The sequence below is a fragment of the Tenacibaculum holothuriorum genome (genome assembly GCF_002120225.1).
Lineage (GTDB): Bacteria > Bacteroidota > Bacteroidia > Flavobacteriales > Flavobacteriaceae > Polaribacter > Polaribacter holothuriorum.
Genome location: NZ_LAPZ01000021.1, coordinates 1 through 4773 on the forward strand (window position 1 = coordinate 1; position 4773 = coordinate 4773).

Consider the following 4773-nt stretch of genomic DNA (forward strand, 5'->3'; position numbering starts at 1 on the left):
AGTAGTCTCTGTTACCGCATCTATAACCGGTAAAACTGAAACCAATACTGAAGAAGAACTACAGTTAGTAGGTGAAGGTTTACAAACATTATAAACTAAAGTATAATCCCCTACAGGAGTTCCAGGAGCTACGATTACCTCCCCAGTAGCTGTATTAAGAGAAACACCTGCGTTAGTAGAGCTAATCTGAGCTAATTCTACATTACTAACTGAAGGATTTACCACCCCTCCAACTGTATCATTTAACAAAACATTAGTTACTGCAACTCCTCCCAAGGTAGTAGTAGAACCAGAATCGTTACTTGTTGTTATTATAGGTAATCCTCCAACACTAGAGATAAAAACCCCAGAATCATAAGTAGCATCACCAACGTCAGCAATAGCTATTTTCATGTGATAAGTAACTCCTACAATCAAATTAATCACCGCAGAAAACTTTTGTGTTATACCGTTAAACTCAACATGAATAGGCTTAGTTCCTGTATTGGTACTACAAGTACTTCCATCACCTGTATGCCCATTATTAATATATAATGCTGTTTGTGTTAAATCAGCAGCGGTTCCATCTTGGTTACATCCTCTAAAACCTCCATTGATGTTATTTATTGACACAGAATTAGTAGTACCAGGAACTAAAGCTAAATTTAGGGAAGGTTCCTCTAAACCATCATAAAGCCCATTACTATTCAAATCCACTCCATTAGGTATTGATGGATCCGAACCTGAAGGATCTGAAACAAAAAAACCAAACACATCATTAAACCTAGAACCTACATAATCAGGATATTCATCTGAGCCAAATTGATATTCAACCAACACTCCAGAATAATTTGGTTGTGCAACAAAATCAAACTCAAATATTACAACGTCATTATTAGCAGTATTATCAATATTAATTACATCAATATCATTATAAGATATTCCTAAATTATCAGAGTTAGCTGTCAAATTGTTAGTAGAAAAAGCATTTGTAATAGTCGAAGTTGTAAATGCTACTCCAGTATCTAATTCCAAAGCTGCTCCTGCAGTACCATTTGAAAAAACACCTAACTGACTTGAACTACCAGAAGTTATAGTAGGATTACTTATTATTATACCTGCTGTTTGTAATTGAGCGGCAATATCATTTGCTGTAGGATTACTTGTCACTGTCGCTTGAGAAAAAGAATTTTCTTTGTAAAAGAAGATTAAAATAAAAAACAACAGACATCTTATTTGTTTTTTAAAAAAGTACTTTTTATTCATACATTACACTTTATAGTTAATTGATCTTTTTTAATTTTGTAGACACAAAATTAAAAAATAAGTCACAGAACATAATTTCTTAACCATAAGATTATCTTATTATTTATAAATTAATCTTATATCTATAAATATTTAAATTCTTATGTATCTCTAACAAAAAATGGTATCCTTATATCACTACGAATACCATAATTTTGCATAATATAAAACGTCCCCCATATTTTTTCACTGTGTTTACAAATCAAAATTAGAAAATAAAACCATCAAAAACAACACATTACTAAAAGATCTTCTTTATTTTTTGCCTATCTCAAAAAAAACACATATTCCAATATTAAAAAAAGCCGTTCACATCTTTTCCAAGAGCGATGGGAACAGCTTTTTTCAATATCTCAAGCTCTAGTTCTTTTTCTTTAAGTGCTTTGCGTAATTGTTTTACTTCCAATGAGTCTGGTAATGGCTTTGTATTAACCTTTGAAACTGGGTTTGATTTTTGACCAGCCCTCCATTTATAAATACGTTGCACCTGAATTCCTAGCTCATCTGCTAATTCTTTAATATTTTCTCGCTGATAATTTAATCGGACTGCTTCAGATTTAAATTCAGTACTTTAAACTCGTTCATTATTTAAGATATTTATTTTTGATTAAACAGTCTTAAAAACCTGTCCGAGTAAATGTAGTAGTTCCAAAACACGCTTTAGAGCTTTTAACATAATTGATGATTTTAACAGAGAGGTATTACATATAGAGATACATTTTTCTTTACCCAGCAATCGTATTGTATGGGTGCTTAATCACCTTATTAATAAAAAAGGGAAGCCTAAAAAAATAAAAATGGATAATGCCCCGGAGTTTATTCCCAAAATAACCGAAAACTGGAGCAAGATACATACTATAGAATTCAAGTACATACAGCTAGGAAAACTTACTCAAAATGCATTTATAAAAAGGTTCAACGTTAGTTATCTAAGGGGCGTACTTGATAAATATATTTTTGAAAACCTAGAACAAGTAAGAGAACAAACATAAATATGGATAGAAGATTATAACAATTACAGACCGCATGATGCTTTAGGCAAAATGCCACCTGTAAGATTTGCAAAACTTAATTCTTTTGGAGCTAGCTCCAAAAGAATGAAAAACAATAGCTTTATAGAAATTTTAGAAAAACAAGCAGTTCTAATTAGGGGAAGCTTACAATATCCTATACTTATTCTTAAACTTGATTTCAATTAACAATTGTTGTAGTTCTTGAATTTGAATTAACATCATTTCAACATCTCCTTTTGTAGCAGGTAACGATTTTGGATTGAGTATTTTCTTCATTCCATACACAGCAGTATCTGATAGTAAATTACTAACAACCGTATTCGTCATACTCTTAGTATCAAATACTTTTTCTTCTTTTTTTAATAGGGTTTTGAGTTTAGAATCTAGTTCTTTGGGTACCAGTTGAGTTGTTGTTTGGGGTTCTATAACACCTAATTTATCAGTATTCTTTTTATAGCTACCTGAAACATATTCGTACCGATTTCTTTTATAACATGCCATGGTTCTACAACTTGCGCTACAATACCCTTGATTTCTTCTTTTCCTGATAAAAGCTTCTTTACAATGCCTACAATTTATCTTCATAGTTTATTTTATACTTTTTTGAGGCTATAAAACGTTAAATTTTATTCAATTTAACGTTTTGTGAAATAGACAAAAAAATAAAGACCAATCTTTCAATAAGTCTTTATTTTGGTTTTACTTCTTGTTAAAAACATTCTTTAGTAAGTATTGAATAGCATCTTCTTTGGTTAAAACAGGTTTCTTTACCTTTTTAATTTGAAGTGTGTTGATGCTAAATTCTTTTTGTAGTAATTCAAACAATGCTTTTTGCTCTTCCCTTGGAAGTGCTTTAACCACTTGATATACTACTTGTGCGTTCAATATTACTTTTTTGCTTTAAAACTGAATTAAAGCACAATAGTAATAGCTTCTAATATAACCCTGTCACGTTTTGCAAGGATTCAAGAAGATTTGCAAGGTTTTGCTACTTTTTGCAACGATTTGCCAAGTTTCTAAGACCTATTTTATCAATGAAGAATAATCTTGTGGCAATTCTGCATCTATATCTCTTAGATATTTATCTAAGGCTGTAATGGTAGTATGTCCTGTAATCAGCATCAGTTTGCTTTTTGTTTCAAAAGGAGAGTTTGTTTTTCGTAGTTCTCTATATAATTTAGTAATAAAAGTATGTCGAAAACTGTACAAACCATATTCATTTCCTAATTTAAAATAATCTTTGATTTTCTTAAAACGTTTGGTAAAGTAATCTCGTTTGTTACTTTCTTCAATATCCCACGCTCCTCCTATTTCGTTTTGTGTAAATAAAAATGATTTTGCGCTTTTTTGCGTAAGGTCTGGAAGTTGTTTTAGTAATATATCAGGGATAATTTTAATTTTTACAGGACTGTTCTTTGCTTTTACATATAGCTTTTTGTCCTTGACATCAATATCTTCAACCTTCAATCTACACACTTCAATTGGACGTAAAAAGTTGTACGATATAAACTGAATAAATAATAGTAAGTGTTTATCGTTGTCTTCTAAATACTCATAAATATCTTTTTGAAGTTGAGGTGTATAGGTTTTGTTTCTTTTTGGAATTGATTTAAGAACATTTATCTTCTTAACGTAATTTTCTGTAATGAGTTCGTTGTCTTCTAAAATTTGAAATAACGAACTGATGTCTGTTCTTGTGTTATTTCTATTTCTTGCACTTGAGTTTTGCAAAACTTCATTTAGATATTCAATAATCAGTTTTTTATTTAAAGAGTTGATAGACTGTTTTTCATACCCTTTTGTATTTAACCATTTTGAAAAACGATGAATTCGACTCTTATATTTCGTATAAGAATTTTTGTTCATCAATTTTTCTTTTAAACGTAACCCGAGTTCAAAAGCTTTAACAATAGAGATTTCTTCAAACTCTGCTATTGTTTCTGAATTAATTTGCGCTTTTTGCGTTTTTTCTTGCGCTATTTTTGCGTCGACAATAGTAACATCAGAAATAGTATTCTCGTTAGCATCACTAAACAATTGGGCTTCTAATTCCGAATTATCTTGATAAGGATTAAAGCCTGCTTGAAGTAATTTCAACAAGGCTTCTTTCATTGTTTTTAAAAAAGCTATACGTTCCCTTTTTGTCTTTAATTTGTTTACGCCTGCTTTGATGTAAGGTTGACGTTTTAATTTTAAAGTTTCGGGATTTCTGTAAGAATAATATATAAACCAATCTCTACTTAATGCTGTTTTTTGTTCAGATTTCGTCAATTTCGACCACTCTGAAATCAGCACGCCACCAGTGTAAATTTTAGGTTCTGTAAAGTTCAATTTCATCTCAAAAGTGTTTACGGTAGTGTTTACGGCACGTAAAAGTAACAAAGTTAAAGACATAAAAAAACGGATTGTCGTAAACAATCCGTTAGTTTTCAATTCTTTAGCTCTGTAGCGGGAACAGGACTCGAACCTGTGACCT

The 4773-nt window shown here is 30.9% G+C and carries 4 protein-coding genes and 2 pseudogenes; 1 reads left to right on the top strand and 5 read right to left on the bottom strand.

Annotation, left to right across the window (positions count from 1 at the left end):
• The coding region (locus WH52_RS14645) for a choice-of-anchor L domain-containing protein (protein ID WP_198938454.1) at positions 1-1245 on the bottom strand (1245 nt) is incomplete at its 3' end.
• Between the two features lie 334 nt (positions 1246-1579).
• A pseudogene (locus WH52_RS14650) lies at positions 1580-1843 on the bottom strand (transposase); the annotation flags it as partial.
• A gap of 85 nt (positions 1844-1928) precedes the next feature.
• Here WH52_RS14650 and WH52_RS14655 point away from each other — a divergent pair.
• Positions 1929-2414, top strand: a pseudogene (locus tag WH52_RS14655) (integrase core domain-containing protein); the annotation flags it as partial.
• A gap of 27 nt (positions 2415-2441) precedes the next feature.
• On the opposite strand, the gene WH52_RS14660 reads toward WH52_RS14655, so the two are convergent.
• The 3 genes from WH52_RS14660 to WH52_RS14670 form a co-directional block, all read right to left on the bottom strand.
• Entirely contained in the window at positions 2442-2882 is a 441-nt protein-coding gene (locus WH52_RS14660; protein ID WP_086031723.1) for a hypothetical protein, read from the bottom strand.
• Between the two features lie 114 nt (positions 2883-2996).
• The gene (locus WH52_RS14665; RefSeq protein WP_086031724.1) at positions 2997-3182 is read right to left on the bottom strand and encodes a hypothetical protein; all 186 of its coding nucleotides are present in this window, start codon (positions 3180-3182) and stop codon (positions 2997-2999) included.
• A gap of 138 nt (positions 3183-3320) precedes the next feature.
• On the bottom strand, positions 3321-4773 hold a 1453-nt coding region (locus tag WH52_RS14670), incomplete at its 5' end, for a tyrosine-type recombinase/integrase (RefSeq protein ID WP_317041859.1).